The organism is Rhodopseudomonas palustris, assembly GCF_003591005.1.
In the GTDB taxonomy this organism is placed as follows: domain Bacteria; phylum Pseudomonadota; class Alphaproteobacteria; order Rhizobiales; family Xanthobacteraceae; genus Rhodopseudomonas; species Rhodopseudomonas palustris_K.
Genome location: NZ_QYYD01000013.1, coordinates 106,744 through 121,756 on the forward strand (window position 1 = coordinate 106,744; position 15,013 = coordinate 121,756).

Here is a 15,013-nt window from a genome sequence, read left to right on the forward strand (position 1 = left end):
AGACGACGATGACCGACACCACCAAGGACAAAGGCGTCAGCCGGCGAGCATTGCTCGGCACCACAGCGGCGGCGGCCGGCGTCGGCCTCGCCGGCGGCGTTTCGCTGGGCAGCGACGGGCTGCACCTGATCGCCGCAGCCGAAGCACAAACCAAGGCTGCGCCCTCCGTGCCCGCGCGCCCCGCGATCCAGAAGGCCGAGGTCGCGCCCGGCGAGCTCGACGAGTACTACGTGTTCTTCTCGAGCGGCCAGACCGGCGAGCTGCGTATCGTCGGCCTGCCCTCGATGCGCGAGCTGATGCGCGTGCCGGTGTTCAACCGCTGCAGCGCCACCGGCTGGGGCCAGACCAACGAAAGCCTCAAGGTGCTGACCGAAGGTTTGCTCCCTGAAACGCGCGAGTTCCTGAAGAATCGCGGCGGCACCTACATGAACGGCGACCTTCACCATCCGCATCTGTCGTTCACCGACGGCACCTATGACGGCCGCTACGTCTTCATGAACGACAAGGCCAACACCCGCGTCGCCCGCGTCCGGCTCGACGTGATGAAGTGCGACAAGATCATCCAGCTGCCGAACCAGCACACCGTGCACGGCCTGCGCGTGCAGAAATATCCCCGCACCGGCTACGTGTTCTGCAACGGCGAAGACCGCGTGCCGCTGGTCAACGACGGCAAGAACCTGACCAACACCAAGGACTACCACGCGATCTTCACCGCGGTGGACGGCGACGCTATGAAGGTGGCCTGGCAGGTGATGGTCGACGGCAACCTCGACAACGTCGATGCCGACTACCAGGGCAAGTACGCGTTCGCGACCTGCTACAATTCGGAAGAAGGGGTCACCGCCGCCGAGATGACCGCCAACGATCAGGACTGGCTGGTGATCTTCAACCTGAAGCGCATCGAAGAGGCGGTGAAGAAGGGCGACTTCAAGGAGACGAACGGTGTGCCGGTGATCGACGGCCGCAAGGGCTCGCCCTACACCCGTTATGTGCCGGTCGCCAACAGCCCGCACGGCATCAACACGGCCCCGGATGGCATCCACATCGTCGCCAACGGCAAGTTGTCGCCGACCGTGACGGTGATGGACGTTCGGCTGTTCGATCAGCTGTTCGACGACAAGATCAAGCCGCGTGATGTGATCGTTGCCGAGCCGGAGCTGGGTCTCGGGCCACTGCACACCGCCTATGACGGCAAGGGCAACGCCTACACCACGCTGTTCATCGACAGCCAGGTCTGCAAGTGGAACATCGATCTGGCGCGTCGCGCCTACAGGGGCGACAAGGTCAATCCCATCCTCGACAAGGTCGACGTTCAGTATCAGCCCGGCCACAACCACACCTCGATGGGCCAGACCAAAGAGGCAGACGGAAAATGGCTGATCTCGCTCAACAAGTTTTCCAAGGACCGCTTCCTGAACGTCGGACCGCTCAAGCCGGAGAACGATCAGCTGATCGACATCTCCAGCGACAAAATGAAGGTGGTGCACGACGGTCCGAGCTTTGCCGAGCCACACGACGCCACCATCGTGCATCGGTCGAAGATCAACCCAGTGTCGATCTGGGATCGCGCCGATCCGATGTTCGCGGACGCGGTGAAGCAGGCCAAGGCCGACGGCATCGACCTCGAAGCCGACTCCAAGGTGGTGCGTGATGGCGACAAGGTCCGCGTCTACATCACCTCGAGCGCGCCCAATTTCAGCCTGAGCGAATTTCAGGTGAAACAAGGCGATCACGTCACCGTCTACGTCACCAACATCGACTCGATCGAAGACCTCACCCACGGCTTCTCGATCGTGAACTACGGCATCCAGATGGAGGTCGCGCCGCAGGCCACCGCCTCGGTGTCGTTCTCAGCCGACAAGGCCGGCGTCTATTGGTACTACTGCTCGTGGTTCTGTCACGCCATGCATATGGAGATGAAGGGCCGCATGCTGGTCGAGCCGAAGAGCGTCTGACGGTGACGATGACGGCATACGTTGCGCGACTGGTGGCGGCCCTGCTCGGGGCCGCCGGCTGCGGCGCGGCATTCGCCGCGCAGCTCGAAGTTGTGCCGTCTTCGGACCTGCAATCGGTGCTGAACGGCGCGAGCGACGGCGACATCGTCGCGCTCGCGCCGGGCACCTACAACGGCCCGATCAGGATCGAGCGCAAGCTTGAGCTGATTGGTCGCCCCGGCGTCATCGTGCTCGGCCGTGGCGAGGGCAGCGTGATCACGGTCTCGGCCCCTGACGTCGCGGTGCGCGGCCTCACAATTCGTGGCTCGGGCCGCAATCCGCAGGCGATGGACTCCGGAGTCTTTCTCACCCAGAAGGCCGAGCGAGCCCTGATCGAAGGCAATTTGATCGATGACAATCTGTACGGCGTGAACGTCTACAGCGCGCGCGGCGCGCGCGTCGCCGGCAACACCATCGAGGGGCTGCGCGGCATCCGGCTGAACGAAGCCGGCAACGGCGTGCGGGTGTGGAACGCGCCGGATGTGGTGATCGACGGCAACACCATTCGCTACGGACGCGACGGCATCTTCTCGATCGCCAGCACCAAGGACCGCTTCATCAATAATCGCTTCGAGAAGGTTCGCTTCGCCGTGCACTATATGTACACCGACGACAGCGAAATCAGCGGCAACACCTCCACCGGCAATCATGGCGGCTACGCCATCATGTATTCCAAGCGCCTGATCATCCGCAGCAACGTCTCTGACCGTGACCGCGATTTCGGGCTGCTGTTCAACTACGCCAACTATGCGACGATCGAGGGCAACCTGGTTGCCGGCGGCAAGCTGGCGGACATCAGCGCCGACTTCGACGGCGCCGACGACGAGAAATCCATGCTGCCGAAGACGGAGGCCCCCGCGACTCGCGCCGCCACCGGCCCGGAGAAGTGCGTCTTCATCTACAACAGCAACAAGGGCTTCTTCCGCGACAACTGGTTCGAGCATTGCGGCATCGGCGTGCACTTCACGGCCGGCTCCGAAGGCAATGAAATCACCGGCAACGCCTTCATCGGAAACCGCAATCAGGTCAAGTATGTCGGCACGCGCAATCTCGACTGGTCGAAGAGCGGCCGCGGCAATTACTGGAGCGACAACCCGGCGTTCGACCTCGACGGCGACGGCGTTGCCGACACCGCCTATCGGCCGAACGACCTGGTCGATCGCGTGCTGTGGACCGCGCCGTCCGCCAAGGTGCTGATCAACAGCCCCGCCGTACAGGTGCTGCGCTGGGCGCAGAACCAGTTTCCGGCGCTGTATCCCGGCGGCGTCATCGACAGCCGGCCGCTGATCGCGCCGCCGCCGCGGCCCCAATCCACGAGCGTGCAATGACCGCAACCATCTCCGTCACCGACGTCGAAAAGCATTACCGCGCCGTCCGCGCGTTGCGCGGCGTCTCGTTCGATCTCCAGCCGGGCCGGCTCAGCGCACTGGTCGGCCACAACGGCGCCGGCAAGACGACGTTGATCAAGCTGATGCTCGGCCTGATCCGCGCCACCAGCGGCGCCATCCGGGTGCTCGGCGAAGATCCCGCCGCCGGCGAATTCGCAGGCCGGCGGCTGCTCGGCTATCTGCCCGAGAACGTGGCCTTCAACACCGGCCTCACCGGCCGCGAGACGCTGGCGTTCTACGCCCGTCTTAAGCACATCGCGCCGGCCGCCGCATGGCCATTGCTCGACCGCGTCGGCCTCGCCCACGCGGCCGATCGCAAGGTCGGCACCTACTCCAAGGGGATGCGGCAGCGGCTCGGACTGGCGCAGGCGCTGCTCGGTCGCCCGCGCGTGCTGCTGCTCGACGAGCCGACCACAGGGCTGGACCCGGCACTGCGGCAGACCTTCTACGACATCTGCGACGAACTTCGCCGCGACGGCGCCACCGTGCTGATTTCCTCGCACGCACTGACCGAACTCGAAGACCGCGCCGAGCACGTGCTGATCATGAACCGCGGCCTGCTGGTCGTGCAAGGCACGATGGACGAGCTGCGTCACATCTCGCGCCTGCCGATCCGCGTCACGATCGACATGGCATCGAACGCCGACGCGCTGCCGCCATGGCTCGGCGACGCGGCGCGGACGACGCGCGGCGTTGTGATGCTGGCCCGCAACGACGCGGACAAGATGATGCTGCTGCGTGAGGCCGCTGCCGATCCGCGCGTGCGCAACATCGAGATCGCTGCGCCGACACTGGACGATCTCTACGCACACTTCCTGCAAAGCCAGGAGGCCGCAGCATGAGAACGATCGCCATTATCGCCGCCAAGGAGATCCAAGAAGGCCTGCGCAATCGCTGGGTATTGGCGACCACGCTGCTGCTCGCCGCGCTGGCGCTGTCGCTGACCTTTCTTGGCAGCGCGCCGACCGGAAATGTCGGCGCCGGCGCGCTCGACGTCGTCGTCGTCAGCCTGTCGAGCCTGTCGATCTTTCTGCTGCCGCTGATCGCGCTGCTGATCTCACATGACGCCGTGGTGGGCGAGATGGAGCGCGGCACGATGATCCTGCTGCTGAGCTATCCGGTCGGCCGCGGTCAGGTCATCCTCGGCAAGTTCGTCGGCCACGTGCTGATCCTCGCCTTCGCCACGCTGATCGGCTACGGCGCCGCCGGCGTTGCGCTGAGTCTGACCGGCGCCGCAACTCTCACAGCGAGCTGGCTCGCATTCGGCGCGATGCTCGGCACCTCGATCATGCTCGGCGCGGTGTTCGTGGCGATCGGCTATCTGATCTCCAGTCTGGTAAGAGACCGCGGCACTGCGGCAGGTCTGTCGATCGGCGTCTGGCTGATCATGGTGCTGGTGTTCGACATGGCGCTGCTCGGCCTGCTGGTGGTCGATCAGGGCCGCACCATTTCGGGCGCAACGTTGAACGCGCTATTGTTCTTGAACCCGACTGATCTGTACCGGCTGACCAATCTCAGCGGCTTCAACGTCAGCCAGTTTTCCGGCATGGCCGGCCTCGCCGGCAGCACGCACCCCGGCCTCGTCGCCTTGCTCCTCGGCCTCGGCGCGTGGATCGTGGTGCCGCTCGCCCTGTCGATGCTCTCATTCGCGCGGAGGGAATTATGATGCTGCGCCTGCTGGCGGCCTGTGCCGCCCTCCTTCTGCTCGCCGGGTGCAAGCCGAACTCGGCGACGGCCGAGCCGCCGCCGGCGGTCGCGCTCAACGCCGATGCTATGGGCGTGTTCTGCGGCATGAATCTGATGGAGCATCCCGGACCGAAGGGCCAGATCATCACCGCAAGCCGGCTCGATCCGTTCTGGTTCTCGTCGGTGCGCGACACCGTGGCGTTCACGCGGATGCCCGAGCAGCCGCGCGATATCCGCGCGATCTACGTGTCAGACATGGCGCGCGCGCCGAGCTGGGACGCGCCGGGCGAGACCAACTGGATCGAGGCGCGCAAGGCTGTGTTCGTGATCGGCAGCCGCAGGCAAGGCGGCATGGGCGCAGCGGAGGCTGTGCCGTTCGGCGACCGCGCCGTTGCCGATCAGTTCGTCGCCAGCCACGGCGGCCGCATCGTCAGCTTCGACGAGATTCCGTCCGACTACGTACTTGGCGGTGAACCGCCGGCCGCGGCCGACGAGCACGACGCTGCCAGCGTGCGGACGAACTGAGAGGTCACCATGCACAGCCACCGCCTCACCCGCCGCCGCATGATCACGATCGCGGCGGCCGCAGCCGGATCGCTGCTTGCCGGACGACTGCACGCCGGACCCGCATCCGAGTCGGTGCGTTGGCGCGGCTCGGCGCTCGGCGCGCAGGTGTCGATCGAGATGTTTCATCCCGACCGCGCCGAGGCCGAGCTGCTGATCGAGCGCGCGATCACCGAGGTTAGGCGGCTGGAAGGTCTGTTCAGCCTGTATCAGCCGTCTTCCGCCATTTGCGAACTCAACCTGGCGGGCCTGCTGGTCGCGCCCGATCCCGACATGGTGGCGCTGCTGCGCGCGTCGCTGCGGTTCGCCGAACTCACCGGCGGCGCGTTCGATCCGACCGTGCAGCCGCTGTGGCGACTCTATCAGGAGCACTTCGCGGCCGACCGCGCCGATCCCGCCGGCCCCTCCGCCGAGCGGCTCGCCGAGGCGCTGACGAAGGTCGGGCACGCCCGTTTGCGTGTCAGCGCCGATCGTATTGTGTTGCGTCGACGCGGCGCCGCGATCACGCTGAACGGTATTGCTCAGGGCTATGCGACCGACCATGTGGTCGAGCTGTTCCGCCGCGCCGGCGTGACGACGACACTGGTCGACATGGGCGAGATCCGCGCTCTCGGTGCGGGCCCGCATGGCACACCCTGGCAGGTCGGCATTGCACACCCCGAGCTACCCGGACAGCTCAGCGAGACCATCCCGCTGGTCGATCGCGCGGTGGCAACCAGCGCGGCGACCGGCTTCCGCTTCGATCCCGACGGTCGCTTCACGCATCTGTTCGATCCACTTAGCGGACGCAGCCCCTTGCTATATCGCAGCGTCAGCGTCGTCGCTCCCACTGCAACTGAAGCCGATGCGCTGTCGACGGCGTTCAGCCTGATGCCGGCCGCCGCGATCCGCGATGTCGTGGACAGCAGGACCGGCGTCGACGTTCATCTCGTCGATCGCAACGGAATCACGTCACGTTTGTAGATGGATTGACGGACGCCCACCACGACGCGACGTCGCCCATGCGGACGCTTGGCCGGCAGCCCGAGGTCGCGCTGCAGGACGGCCTCGAAGCCAACATCGGGCGCGCTGCGCTGCGGATCGCCACGTGCGAGCAGACGGTAGCCGCAGCTCTCGAGCAGGCCGCGACGCGCGAGATGAAAATGATGAGGCCGCTTACGCGCGTTTCACCGGCCGTTTGCGGTCGATGACCAGCACGACCTCGCCGACTTCTTCGTCGGCGCGCTGCGACCACTTGTGAGCTTCCGCGAGCCAGTAGTTGCGGCGTGCCGGCTCGGTGGCCGAACGCTGCTTGCAGAGCGCCGCCTGGTGCAGGCATGCGCTGCGTCGATCAATCGCCATTGTCACCTCAGTCCCCACCGGCGCCGGTCGGCGCGTTTCAACTATCGCTGAGCCGACGGACAACCACATTAACCTGCGATGACGGAACCGCCGATCGCCGCCTCAATTTCGCAAGTCGGCCTCCGGTCCGTGCGGCGTGCGGATGTCCGAGCCTGCGAACCGGCTGCTCATTCCAGGCAAGGGATCAGCCAGAGTGGCAGTCTGCAGATAGCCGGGGTCGAATTCCGCGATCGCATAAAACTCGCGGCTGCGAATCGTGAGCCGCCCCTGCACCAGCTCGATCAGCTTGGTGCTGCGTAAATGCTGCAGTACCCGATTGACGTGAACGTAAGACAGTCCCAATGCATCGGCGAGTTCGCGCTGAGTGAACGGAAACGCCACGGTCTCCTGCGACGATCCGCTCCAGTGCTGCATCCGGTACGAGACCTCGCAAAGGAAGTGCGCGAGCCTCGCCTGCGCCGAGCGCCGCCCGAGCCAGATCAGCCACTCGCGCTGGATCGCGGCGTGCAGCGCAGTCTCGCACCATAAGGCACGGATGATCGCGGGCCGGGTCGCGAGCAGCGGCAGCAGCTCGGCATGCGGCACTTCGAGCACCACCGCGGACGCTGATACGTAGATCGAAGCTCGTGCGCTGCGCAGCACAAGGTCGCCCGGGTTGAGCAGATCGCCCGGAAGAAACACCGCGACGATTTGCTGACTGCCGTCCTCCAGCGTTCGTGCCGCATAGGCTGTGCCCGAGCAGAGAAACACCAAGGCAGTCGTCATGCTGCCCTCGTGGGTGATGAACTCCCCCTTCGCGAACTGCCGCGGCGCACGCGCGATCGCGAGCAGCTCAGCCTGATCGGTCCCGGCAAGGCCGAGCCGCGTGGCCACTTTGGCCATGAAGGGAGCAAAGCGATGCGGCGGAGGACCGCGGTGATCCTGTGTGGCGTGGACTGGGGCACCAAACGCACCGGTCGATCTGAAGCCGGCCGACGAATGCTGCGGCGCCGAGGATTTCGCGGCGCCGTCCCGATGATGTCCCATCTGTCTCTCGCCACGTGCGGCGCGTCTCGGCTCACCGGCGTGGTCGTTCATGGCGGGGCCTGCAACATGGTGAAAGCCTCCCAATGCTCGACAAACGTCAAACCAGCGTGCCGGTTCCCGAGAAGCTTCGGTCGATCCTCTATCTCATTCGCCGCCGCCGCGGCCTCAGATAAACGGTCGGCCGCCGGTGACCGCCACCGTCGTGCCCGACGTGTAGCTCGACAGCGGATCCGCCAGCATGACATAGGCCGTCGCCAGTTCGGCGGGCTGGCCGGCGCGTTGCATCGGCGTGTTCTTGCCGAAGTTCGACACTGTGTCCTCCTTCATGGTGGACGGGATCAGCGGCGTCCAGATCGGTCCCGGCGCGACGGCGTTGGCGCGGATGCCCTTCTCGGCCAACATCTGCGCGAGCCCCGCGGTGAAGTTCTGGATCGCACCCTTGGTGGTCGCATAGGCGAGCAGCGACGGGTTAGGCATATCGGAATTCACAGAGGCGGTGTTGACGATGGCGCTGCCCGGCTTCATGTGCGGCACCGCGGCCTTGGTCAGATAGAACATCGCGTGGATGTTGACGCGGAACGTCAGTTCCCACTCCTCGTCGCTGATGTCGCCGATATCGCTGAAGGTTGCCTGATGAGCGGCATTATTGACCAGGATGTCGATCCCGCCAAATTCCTCGACCGCCTTCTGCACCACCGCCCTGCAATGATCGGCGCGTTGCAGATCGCCGGGGACCAGCACGGCCTTTCGGCCCTCCTGCTCGATCAGCGCTTTGACCTCGGCGGCATCGTCGTGCTCGTCGAGATAGGAGATCAGCAGGTCCGCTCCCTCGCGCGCATAGGCGATCGCGACAGCGCGGCCGATGCCGCTGTCACCGCCGGTGATCAAGGCGCTCAGGCCCTTCAGGCGTCCGGCCCCTTTGTAGCTCGACTCACCATGGTCCGGCCGCGGCTGCATCGCGGCGGTCACGCCCGGCATCGGCTGTTGTTGCTTCGGAAATGGCGGCTTGGGATAGAATGGTGGCATATCGGTCTCCAATGATCGCTGCACCAATCGATCACGGCGCGGGTCGTTCCGTCCGCGGCGAACGGCGCGGTTCAATCCATCAATCGCTGCAAGCGCAACGCATCCAGCGGCGCGGCGCTCTTCTGGTCGTTGTCGAAATAGACGTAAACGTCGTGGCCGCGGCGGCGCCACGCTGCGATCGTGTTGGCCCAGCTCTGCAATGCGGCGCGGCTGTAGTGACCGTGATAGCGGCCGCCTGGACCATGGCCGCGGACATAGACAAAATCGGCTGTCCGCTTCCAGGGTGCCGGGGCATCGTGGTGATCGGACAGACACAGCGAGGCGTTGGCCCGCCGCAAGACGCGGAGAATATTCGGCGCGTACCAGCTCGGGTGACGAAATTCGAATGCGTAGCGCCGTCGCGGCGACAGCATCTCGACGAACGCGGCCAGACGCTGTTCGTCCGCGCTGAACTGCGGCGGCAACTGAAACAGGATCGGCCCGGCTTTGTCGCCGAGCAGGCTGATGCGGTCCTCAAGCAGCTCAAGGCTGTTGAGGCTGGCCGCCGACAACCTCTTCCAATGCGTGATGAACTTGGAGGCCTTCCAGGCGAACACGAAATCCTCGCCCGTGGTATCACGCCAGCCCTTCACCGCTTCCGGCGTCGGCGTGCGATAGAATACACCGTTGAGTTCAGCCGAGCCGAACTGGCTGGCGTAGTATTGCAGCTGCCGGTTCAACGGCAGCCCGTCGGGAAAGAATGGACCTCGCCAGGATGGGTACGACCATCCCGACGTGCCGATCCGGACGCGCGCCATCGAGAGGCCGCACTCAGGGCTTCATGACCACCTTGATGCAGCCGTCCTTCTTGTCGCGGAACGTCTTGTACAGCTCCGGGCCCTCTTCCAGCGTGGCACGGTGGGTGATCACGAAGCTCGGATCGATTTCGCCCCTCTCCACGCGGCCGAGCAATTGCGGCAGATAACGCTGCACCGGCGTCTGCGCCATGCGGAAAGTCAGCCCGCGGTTGATAGCCGAGCCCATCGGGATCTTGTCGAGCAAACCGCCATACACACCGACGATCGACACAGTGCCGAAGTTGCGGCAGCAATGGATTGCCTGCCGTAGCACATGCGGCCGATCAGTGCCCATGAAGGTCGCCATCTTGACGCGGTCGACCACGGCGTCGAAGCCGGACGCGGTGTCGGGCTCGGTGCCGACAGCGTCGATGCAGGCGTCAGCGCCGCGGCCGTTGGTGAGATCCTGAATACGGTCGTAGACATCCTCATCGCGGAAATCGATCGTGATCGCGCCCGAAGCACGCGCCATTTCCATCCGCTCCGGCACCGTGTCGATAGCGATTACCCGCTCTGCGCCGAGCATGAAGGCGCTCTTGATCGCAAACTGCCCGACCGGCCCGCAGCCCCAGATCGCGACGGTTTCTCCGCCCTTCAGATCGCAGAAGTCCGCTGCCATGAAGCCGGTCGGGAAGATGTCGGACAGAAACAGCACCTGCTCGTCGCTCAGCCCGTCCGGAACCTTGATCGGCCCGACGTCCGCATAGGGCACCCGCATATACTCGGCCTGCCCGCCGGCGTAGCCGCCGAGTAGATGCGAGTAGCCGAACAGGCCGGCGGGCGAGTGGCCCCACATGGTTTCAGCCTTCTTCTTGTCGGGATTCGAGCGCTCGCAGCCGCTGTAGAAGCCGCGCTGGCAGAAGAAGCACTCACCGCAGGAGATCGTGAACGGCACGACGACGCGGTCGCCGACCTTCAGCTTCTTGTTGTCGGCACCGACCTCGACGACTTCACCCATCGTCTCGTGCCCGAGGACGTCGCCGCTGCGCATCTCGGGCATCACCCCATCGAACAGATGCAGATCCGAGCCGCAGATCGCGCAGGCGGTCACCTTGATGATGGCGTCACGGCCGTGCTCAATCTTCGGATCCGGTACGCTCTCGCACCGGATGTCGCTCTTGCCGTGCCAGGTCAGCGCCTTCATGGTGATCTCCGCTCGTGTGTTGCGCCTGACAAACATCACAGCTGTTAGTGGTTCCTAACGAAGCGCAGCGGCGACATTGGCCCGCTGCGCTGCGATGCAGCTCTGCACGATGGTTGCGCTTTCAAGAATGCAGGCAGCGGCGGGCTCCGCGTCGTTCAGTCCGCCGCACGATCCGTTCGGATTGGAACTCGGCCATTGGCTCTCCGTTGAGCCCCAAACCGGGTGGGTTGCAAGCCGGCTGAGTTCAGCTTCGGCAAGGCATCAGCACCGTTGTCAGTGACAGGCAAGACAAGGATTCTCAATGAAGACGACCACGGCTCTTGTTCTCAGCTGCTTCATGATCGCAGCTCCTCCTTTGGTGCAGACGGCCGCGGCTCAATCCAGCGCCGCGCAGGCGCCCGCCATCAGCCCCGCAACGCAGCAATTCATTACCCAGGTGGCGATCTCCGATCTCTTCGAGGTCGCCTCGTCGCGGCTGGCACTGGCGCGCGGCACCGAGGGGCAGAAAGCTTTCGCCAACCAAATGATAGAAGACCACGGCAAGACTTCGTCAGAGCTGCGCCAGCTGATCGTCGTTCGCGGGTTGAAGGTCGATATCCCGAGTCAGCTCGACAGCGCCCATCAGGACAAATACGACCAGCTGAACAACGCCCGTGGTAACGATTTCCAGGCGCTCTATGCCAGCCAGCAGGTCGCGGCGCACAAAGATGCGATCGCGTTGTTCCAGCGTTATGCGCAAAACGGGGATTTGCCGGAGTTGAAGGATTGGGCCGGCAAGACTCTCCCGGCGCTGAAGCATCATCTGGAGATGGCTCAGAAGCTAGGCGCTGCCGCACCAGCAGCGCCAGCCGCCAAATAACGACCCGGCCACCCCGTCTAAAAGGATCGGGTGGCCGGCGGTCGGCCGGGCACCCTCATGCTCGAGGACTACGCGATGTCATACGACCCCACTAAGTCGATCGATCTGATCCATCATCTGCGCGAAGCGCTGGAGCTCGCCCGCGAGCTGAAATTTTCCCATCTCGAGTATCTGCTGTCGATGGCCGAACTCGAAAGCCGCGATCGTCTCGGTAAGACGGTGACCGACGGCAGTGCATGACGTCGGGCACTGCTCCGCCGTGTTCCCTATCCCCCCCTGACAAGCAGCGACTCGCAGCAGCGCTCCGCCGATCCGGGATGCCGGTCGCTTATGCCGTGCCGTGCGGCTGACTAAGCAGCGCAAGAGCGGGCCCGGATCGGCGGAGCATCACGCCGCGAGCGGTGTTATGCTCCTTGTCCTGGGCACTATGAGACTACACGCGGACTCAGTGGCTGCGAGCCGCAGCCGCAGCTTGCGCTGGCAGGTGTTCCAGCTTCAAGCCAGGCGGAACGGGATGTCGCGCCCCGGCTCCCACAGGCCGAATAGATCACTGACCGACACAAGGTCGATCTGCTCGTGAAAGCGGGTGCGATACATCGTCATCAGCGCGTCATGGCCCGGGTCCGACGAACTACACAACGCATCTTCGACCAGCGCCACCCGATAACCAAGATCGACCGCGTCCAGCACGGTGGCCAGAACACAGACGTCGGTTTCCGCGCCGGTGAACACCACGGTGCCGACGCCGAGCTGGTTCAGCATCGCCGCCAGACTGGATTGCTTGAAAGCGGAATACACCGGCTTGTCGATCACCAGCGCCGGCGGCGTTAGCCGAGCGAGTTCGGGCACGAGATCGAGCTGCTCCGGCGGAAGGTGTTGCTGCGTTGCGGCCTCCCAGCGGTGATAATAGCGCCGCCAGCGGCCGTTGCAGTCCTCGGCGCGGTGCGGTGGAATGAACCGCGTGAAGATCGTGCGGTCGCGATAACGCGATGCGACCTCAGTGATCGCGGGGCCGACGCGCGATATCCACGGCGTCTCCCACACTCCGCCGGTGCAAAAGATTCGCTGCATATCGATGCACAGATGGGCCGCCTGGCTGATCGGCTCCACAGTCTCGATCGATTTTGTCATGGCATGTCGGGACGGATAGGATGAGGAGACGCGTTCGGCCGGCGCTCGGTAATCAGTACCAGCAGCAATGCCAGCGCCCCGACGACCGCCGACGCCCAAGCGAAGGCGCCGAGTTCAAGCGTGGCGGCGAGCACCAACATTGCGGCGCCGAACACAGCGTCCAGCGTCAGATGGATCGGCATCGGCAGCAGGCCCACTGCGCCCCATTCGTAATCAGTAACCAGGCTGTAGCCGATGCCGAGAAAGCCCAGCGTGACAAAGCACCAGCGCGCTCCGCCCTGCCACCCCGCCAGAAACGGCAGCGCGATCACCAGCGCCGACACCAGGTAGTCCAACAGGCCGTGCCATTTGGTAGGCAGACGCCGCAAACCTCTGTCTCCTTCTCAGCAAGCGACATCCAACCCGTGGCCCCTGGCGGTGTTCCAAAGGCGATCCGGACCGACGTTTGGAACATGGCCACGGCGGCGCCGTTGGCAGGCGAAACAAGGAGATCGCAATGACCAAAGCTTCGCTGCAGATGACATCCTCCGAAGCGCGAGGGCTGGCTCGTGCGCTCGGCTGGTTCTCGCTGGCGCTTGGCGCTGCCGAACTGATTGCACCGCGCCGGATCACGCAGGCGCTGGGCATGCAGGGCAGCGAAGGCATGGTCCAGCTCTACGGGCTGCGCGAAATCGCCAGCGGCGTCGCGATCCTCTCGACCGAGTCCGCGACCTCGGTCTGGAGCCGGGTAGCCGGCGACGCGCTCGACCTCGGCACTCTCGGCATGCACCTCAGCAACGACAACAATAAGCAGGCCAACGTCGCGGCAGCCGTGGCCATGGTGGGCGGCGTTACCCTGATCGACGCCGCTTGCGCGGCCAGTCTGTCCTCGATCGAGGCGCGCGAACAAACCGAAGCTCCGCGAGCGCTCAATTGATCGGCGGCTTGCCGCGTGAATTCTCGGCACCCGCGGATGGCGGCTCCGCGGATATGACGACAGCTCTGGTGTTCGGCGGCGGACTCAGCCTTGCCGCCTATCACGGTGGCGCGTATCAGGCTTTTGCCGAGCGGCAGTTGCCGCTGCATTGGACCGCCGGCTCCTCCGCTGGTGCGGTCACTGCCGCACTGATCGCCGGCACCGCGCCGGACGAGCGCGTATTTCGCCTGCGCACTTTCTGGGGGATTGGGACAGAAGCGCCGAGCGCCGGCCCGTTCGCACATCTCGAAGGCTGGATGAGCGCTGTCCGTGCGCATGTGATCGGAGATCCGTCGCGTTTCTATCCGCGATTTCCGTCGCCGCGCTTTCACAGCCTGTATGATCTGACGCCGATGCGCCGGCGGCTCGCCCAACTGATCGACTTCGGCCGGCTCAACGGCGGCGAGGTTCGGCTGTGCATCGTGGCGACAGACGTCGTCAGCGGTGATCCCGTAGTATTCGACACCAGCACCACCCGCATCGAACTCGACCATGTGCTCGCCAGCTGCGGCTTCTTGCCCGAGTTCGCGCCCGTCACCATCGGCCAGCAGACGTTGGTCGACGGCGGCTTGTCGCTGAACGCGCCGTTCGATCCAATCCTGCAGGCATCCACCGCCCCGCTGCGGCTGTTCGTACTCGATCTCTACGCCCGCGACGACGCGCCGCCGACCAGCCTCGAGGCCGCGCTCGAGCGTAAGAACGACCTCATCTTCGGCAACCAGACCTATCTTCGCCTCAAGGACAAGATCGCGATCAGGCGCCTTCAGCGCGAACTCGCCGGCAGCTCGAATGCAGACGACGAGATCTCGCTGCTCAGCTATCGGGCCGGATCCGACGAGCCAGGCCCCGAAAAGAGCTTCAACTTCTCCCGCCCCGCCCTCACGCGCCGCTGGTGCGCAGGCCGCATGGACATGGAGGCAGCGTTGCACAGCGACATCCGCGGGATCGATGGCCTGCGCGTCATCCGCCGCGATCCGTCGGCGGCACGGCCGGGCGCTCAGGCGGAAGCGCGTTGACATTGTCGGCAAACAGGTTGTGGACCGCATAACGACCGCCGCGGTGC

General features: G+C 64.9%; 17 protein-coding genes. 10 read left to right on the forward strand and 7 right to left on the reverse strand.

Annotated features, from left to right (window positions below; all coding sequences use genetic code 11):
- Positions 1–8: 8 nt before the first annotated feature.
- From nosZ to D4Q52_RS14195, 6 genes are read left to right on the forward strand one after another with little or no spacing between them, the layout of a single operon-like run.
- A complete protein-coding gene (gene nosZ, locus D4Q52_RS14170) occupies positions 9–1,955 on the forward strand; it encodes a TAT-dependent nitrous-oxide reductase (RefSeq protein WP_119857216.1) in 1,947 nt (648 codons plus the stop codon).
- 8 nt (positions 1,956–1,963) lie between these two features.
- Positions 1,964–3,322 carry a nitrous oxide reductase family maturation protein NosD gene (locus tag D4Q52_RS14175; RefSeq protein ID WP_182915311.1) on the forward strand — a complete coding sequence of 453 codons (1,359 nt, stop codon included), beginning with the start codon at positions 1,964–1,966 and terminating at the stop codon, positions 3,320–3,322.
- Entirely contained in the window at positions 3,319–4,224 is a 906-nt protein-coding gene (locus D4Q52_RS14180) for an ABC transporter ATP-binding protein (protein WP_119857217.1), read from the forward strand. Before D4Q52_RS14175 ends, D4Q52_RS14180 begins: the two co-directional genes overlap by 4 nt.
- Positions 4,221–5,048 carry an ABC transporter permease subunit gene (locus D4Q52_RS14185; protein WP_119857218.1) on the forward strand — a complete coding sequence of 276 codons (828 nt, stop codon included), beginning with the start codon at positions 4,221–4,223 and terminating at the stop codon, positions 5,046–5,048. Before D4Q52_RS14180 ends, D4Q52_RS14185 begins: the two co-directional genes overlap by 4 nt.
- The gene (locus tag D4Q52_RS14190) at positions 5,045–5,593 is read left to right on the forward strand and encodes a nitrous oxide reductase accessory protein NosL (protein ID WP_119857219.1); all 549 of its coding nucleotides are present in this window, start codon (positions 5,045–5,047) and stop codon (positions 5,591–5,593) included. Before D4Q52_RS14185 ends, D4Q52_RS14190 begins: the two co-directional genes overlap by 4 nt.
- A gap of 9 nt (positions 5,594–5,602) precedes the next feature.
- Positions 5,603–6,595: an FAD:protein FMN transferase gene (locus D4Q52_RS14195; RefSeq protein ID WP_119857220.1), complete on the forward strand. Its 993-nt coding sequence runs from the start codon at positions 5,603–5,605 to the stop codon at positions 6,593–6,595.
- 192 nt (positions 6,596–6,787) lie between these two features.
- Here D4Q52_RS14195 and D4Q52_RS14205 read toward each other — a convergent pair whose 3' ends face one another.
- The 5 genes from D4Q52_RS14205 to D4Q52_RS14225 form a co-directional block, all read right to left on the reverse strand.
- Entirely contained in the window at positions 6,788–6,973 is a 186-nt protein-coding gene (locus tag D4Q52_RS14205) for a hypothetical protein (RefSeq protein ID WP_119857222.1), read from the reverse strand.
- 102 nt (positions 6,974–7,075) lie between these two features.
- Positions 7,076–7,855: a Crp/Fnr family transcriptional regulator gene (locus D4Q52_RS14210; RefSeq protein WP_182915312.1), complete on the reverse strand. Its 780-nt coding sequence runs from the start codon at positions 7,853–7,855 to the stop codon at positions 7,076–7,078.
- 309 nt (positions 7,856–8,164) lie between these two features.
- On the reverse strand, positions 8,165–9,025 hold the full coding sequence (locus D4Q52_RS14215) for an SDR family oxidoreductase (protein WP_119857265.1): 861 nt from the start codon (positions 9,023–9,025) through the stop codon (positions 8,165–8,167).
- A 71-nt stretch (positions 9,026–9,096) separates the two neighbouring features.
- Positions 9,097–9,822: a DUF72 domain-containing protein gene (locus D4Q52_RS14220; protein ID WP_119857224.1), complete on the reverse strand. Its 726-nt coding sequence runs from the start codon at positions 9,820–9,822 to the stop codon at positions 9,097–9,099.
- Positions 9,823–9,835: 13 nt separating this feature from the next.
- Positions 9,836–11,005, reverse strand: coding sequence for a zinc-dependent alcohol dehydrogenase (locus D4Q52_RS14225; RefSeq protein WP_119857225.1), 1,170 nt, complete (start codon positions 11,003–11,005; stop codon positions 9,836–9,838).
- Positions 11,006–11,306: 301 nt separating this feature from the next.
- On the opposite strand from D4Q52_RS14225, the gene D4Q52_RS14230 reads away from it, so the two are divergent.
- On the forward strand, positions 11,307–11,864 hold the full coding sequence (locus D4Q52_RS14230) for a DUF4142 domain-containing protein (protein WP_119857226.1): 558 nt from the start codon (positions 11,307–11,309) through the stop codon (positions 11,862–11,864).
- Positions 11,865–11,939: 75 nt separating this feature from the next.
- Positions 11,940–12,104, forward strand: a complete 165-nt coding sequence (locus tag D4Q52_RS26490; RefSeq protein WP_182915313.1) for a hypothetical protein — start codon at positions 11,940–11,942, stop codon at positions 12,102–12,104.
- 255 nt (positions 12,105–12,359) lie between these two features.
- On the opposite strand, the gene D4Q52_RS14240 is transcribed toward D4Q52_RS26490, so the two are convergent.
- Together D4Q52_RS14240 and D4Q52_RS14245 are read right to left on the reverse strand one after the other, a co-directional pair.
- Positions 12,360–12,995 carry a cysteine hydrolase family protein gene (locus tag D4Q52_RS14240; protein WP_119857228.1) on the reverse strand — a complete coding sequence of 212 codons (636 nt, stop codon included), beginning with the start codon at positions 12,993–12,995 and terminating at the stop codon, positions 12,360–12,362.
- The gene (locus tag D4Q52_RS14245; RefSeq protein WP_147407796.1) at positions 12,992–13,363 is read right to left on the reverse strand and encodes a hypothetical protein; all 372 of its coding nucleotides are present in this window, start codon (positions 13,361–13,363) and stop codon (positions 12,992–12,994) included. Before D4Q52_RS14245 ends, D4Q52_RS14240 begins: the two co-directional genes overlap by 4 nt.
- A 128-nt stretch (positions 13,364–13,491) precedes the next feature.
- Here D4Q52_RS14245 and D4Q52_RS14250 point away from each other — a divergent pair, with 128 nt between their 5' ends.
- A complete protein-coding gene (locus tag D4Q52_RS14250; RefSeq protein ID WP_119857230.1) occupies positions 13,492–13,911 on the forward strand; it encodes a hypothetical protein in 420 nt (139 codons plus the stop codon).
- A gap of 53 nt (positions 13,912–13,964) precedes the next feature.
- On the forward strand, positions 13,965–14,966 hold the full coding sequence (locus D4Q52_RS14255; protein ID WP_119857266.1) for a patatin-like phospholipase family protein: 1,002 nt from the start codon (positions 13,965–13,967) through the stop codon (positions 14,964–14,966).
- Positions 14,967–15,013 lie beyond the last annotated feature (47 nt).